Origin of the sequence: Streptomyces kebangsaanensis (assembly GCF_001906585.1) — a bacterium.
Taxonomy (GTDB): domain Bacteria; phylum Actinomycetota; class Actinomycetes; order Streptomycetales; family Streptomycetaceae; genus Streptomyces; species Streptomyces kebangsaanensis.
Map to the genome: position 1 here is coordinate 9,933 of NZ_JUJA01000149.1, position 3,223 is coordinate 13,155.

The following is a 3,223-nucleotide window of genomic DNA, read 5'->3' on the forward strand; positions in this document are numbered from 1 at the left end:
AGCCGGTGCCGGGGGCGCCCAAGGGCCGGTCGCAGGCCAAGCTCACCCGGGCCCGCGAGCTGCTGTCCCGGCACACCGCTCAGCAGGGAGCGGCACAGTGGCAGCAGCACTCCACCGGGCTGTTCGACACCACTCCGCCCCTGGACGGGAACTCGCTCTTCGACGCCAGCCAGACCGCCGGCCAGGCAGCGGCCGTGGACAACTCCGCCGCCTCCGCCGCTCCCCCCGGCCTCGCCGGGACACCGGCGGCCTACGAGAGGAAGGCCGCCAAGGCGCTCGAGTTCGCCCGCGCCCAGATCGGCAGGCCGTGCGTCTGGGGGGCGACCGGACCGGAGTCGTACGACTGCTCGAGCCTCACCCAGGCCGCCTGGCGGGCCGCCGGAGTGGCGCTCCCCCGCGCGGCCTTCGAGCAGGCCGGCTCCGGCGCACCGGTCGAACTCGCCGACCTCCAACCCGGCGACCTGGTCTTCTTCTACAGCGAGGTCAACCACGTCGGCCTCTACTCCGGCAACGGCACCATGGTCCACGCCCCGAGCCCGGGAGCCTCGATACGCGAGGAGTCGATCTTCTTCGCCGGCCCGCAGGCCATCCACAGTGCGGTACGGCCCGCCTGAGCCGCCCCGGGCCTCCCCCTGTCGGGCAGCTTGTCGCATGAGCGGAGGCCTCCGTTCGAGGGGTGTCCTCACCCGATGCGGTGAGGCGCCGGAGCACGACGCGTACGCGGGGGGCGTACGCGCCGTTTGCTCCGGCATGGACAGTACTTCTCGGGCCGTGGAAACGGCCGGCGGGCCCTGCGACCACCCGTCCCCCGTCCGCCCGCGCCACCTGTACCCGGGCGCACCCGAACGCGAGCCCGGGACGCCGCTGCTGCGGCCGTGGGGCGTCGGGTCCGGCGAGCTCCCGCGGGGAGCGTCGGCCGGAGCGCCGCCCAAGGTGCCCGCGGTGCCCGTGCCCCGTGGGCTCCCGGGCCTGTGAGGCCGGCCGGGGAGACCGCCGGACCGCTCGGGGCACCGCTTGCTCACGGCCCGGTGACGGCGGCATCACGACGGTGGGCGGGGGCGTCGTCCGGAGCCGGGCATGTCGTCGAGCGCGGGGTGGAAACGTGGGAGGACGGCGACTGCCCCTGGCGGCACTCACCGTGGTGGCCGCGCTCATGGCGGCGCCGGCCTGACGCCGCGGCCGTCCCCCGCCGCGCGGGCTTCCGGGTCGTACCCGTATGCGGTCCCCGTCCGGGCAGGAGTGACATGCGCCCCCGTACGGCGCGGCGACGGCGACCGGGCCAGTGGCGGCGGGCCGCCGGCCGGCATGACACCGGACCGGAGGACGCCATGTCCGGGACCGAGACCCACCGGATGCCACCGCGGCACCGGACGACGCCCTCGCGAGGGCCCTCGCCGACGCCGTACGCGCACCGGTCTCAGGTCCGGAAACCGATGTGCACGTGGTCGTGGTGGGTGGCGTCGCTGAAGAACTGGTCCGGGGTGCCGCCGCCGGACAGGAGGACGGGGCCGCCCACGTTGTAGGAGCCGGCCGCCGCCGCGTCCCGCATGAAGCGTTCGACGAGGGAGCGGGGCGTGGCCGGGTCCACGACCGCGTGGCCGTCGATCTGCCACACGTCGAAGGCGCGTCCGCGCGGGTGGTCGCTGGGACGGCTGGTGCCGAACACCTCCAGCGGGTGCCCGGAGCGGACCACGCTGACGTACATCCGGTACGTCCCCGCCAGGATCGGCATCGCGGTGAGCACGCCGGCGTGGACCCGGCCGCTGTTCAGGTCGGCCCGTGCCGCGGGCGGCAGCGCGATCCGGGTGTCGTCCAGCACCCGGTGCACGCCGGCCGGCGGCGAGGGCAGCGGCGCGCCCGGGTGGGCCGGGTGCAGAGCGGTGACGGTCCATCCGGTGCCGGACCGCGCCAGCCGTACGTCGACCGTCGTCCCGCCCGCGCGGACGGCACCGCCGTGCCGGGTCCACTGCCGGCACACCACGAGCACGCTCGCCGAGTCGGCGAGGATCCCGCCGTACTGGGCGTCCACCACCTGCAGCACCGCCTCGTCGGCGGACGGCAGCAGCGGCCCCGCCTGGGCCACGAGGGCGGTCGGCAGACGCAGCGCGGCCACTCTGGCCCGCGCCGCGGGCGCGCCGTCCCTGCCGCCGGCCCAGGCGCCGATCGCCTCGACGAGCTCGACCGCGCGCCGTTTCACCTCGGGGTGGACCTCGGCGGACATGGGGTGCCAGGGGGTGGTGCGGGGGAGGGTTCCCGCCGTGCCCGACGCGGAGGCGCCGGAGGCGGAGGCGCCGGAGGCGGAGGGGGTCGGCCTCGGTCCGGGCACGGCGCTCGTGCAGCCCGCCGCCCCGAGCAGGGCTCCCGCCATGCCCAGCAGTACGGCCCGGCGCCCGACCGGGCGTGCCGCGAACTCGGGCCCATGGGTCATGCCGTCCAGTGTCCGCCCCGCGTACGGCGGCTGCCCGGCGGGCGGGGCGGCCGGTTCGTGTCGGCGGCGCGGGCGCCGGGAGGGAAGGCGTCCGGCCCTGTCCGTCAGGGCCGGGGGCGCGGGCGGGCCGCGATCACGGCGATGCCGTCGTCCGCGCGGCCGGCTCCCGCGCCACCGGGGGCGCCGCCCGGAATCCCGTCCAGAAGTTCGTCCAGGAGTGCGCCGACGTCCTGGCCGGGCCGTACCCGCAGGGCGGCCAGACGGCCGAGCGAGGTGTCGACGTCCTCGCCGCGCCGCCCGATCAGCCCGTAGGTGAACATCACCAGTGTGTCGTCCGGCGCGAGGGGCAGGCCGGCCGCCCGATAGGCGCTGCCGCCGGTGCCGAGGGGAGGGCCCACGGGCAGCGCGACCGGGGCGGCGGTGCCGTCGGCGCGGACGACGACCGGGGGCGGGTGTCCCGCGCCGGCGAGCAGGGCCGTGCCGTGCGCGGAGTCCAGCAGGGCCAGCAGGCAGGTCGCGGGGCGGCGGCCGCTCTCCGTGGACATCGTGGCGTCCAGCCGGCGCAGGACGCCGTGCGGCGCGAGGTCGGTGGAGGCGATGTACCGCAGCAGGGAGCGGTAGGCGTTCATGTCGACCGCCGCGTCCAGGCCGTGCCCCATGACGTCGCCGGCGACCAGCAGGGTGCGGCCGGAGTGCAGGTGTACCGTCTCGCACCAGTGGCCGCCCACCGGCCCGGGCGACCAGCGGGTGGCGAGGTCCACGTCGGGACGGGGGCGTCCGGGACCGGCGGGCAGC

The 3,223-nt window shown here is 77.2% G+C and carries 3 protein-coding genes; 1 reads left to right on the forward strand and 2 read right to left on the reverse strand.

Going from position 1 to position 3,223, the window contains the following annotated elements:
- Positions 1-614: C40 family peptidase (locus RH94_RS24090; RefSeq protein WP_234425997.1), on the forward strand; the 614-nt coding region annotated here is incomplete at its 5' end.
- A gap of 803 nt (positions 615-1,417) precedes the next feature.
- On the opposite strand, the gene RH94_RS24095 is transcribed toward RH94_RS24090, so the two are convergent.
- Together RH94_RS24095 and RH94_RS44415 are read right to left on the reverse strand one after the other, a co-directional pair.
- The gene (locus RH94_RS24095; protein ID WP_073949872.1) at positions 1,418-2,428 is read right to left on the reverse strand and encodes a hypothetical protein; all 1,011 of its coding nucleotides are present in this window, start codon (positions 2,426-2,428) and stop codon (positions 1,418-1,420) included.
- A gap of 104 nt (positions 2,429-2,532) precedes the next feature.
- Positions 2,533-3,223, reverse strand: a 691-nt coding sequence (locus RH94_RS44415; RefSeq protein ID WP_143204066.1) for a PP2C family protein-serine/threonine phosphatase, incomplete at its 5' end; no start/stop codon positions are given.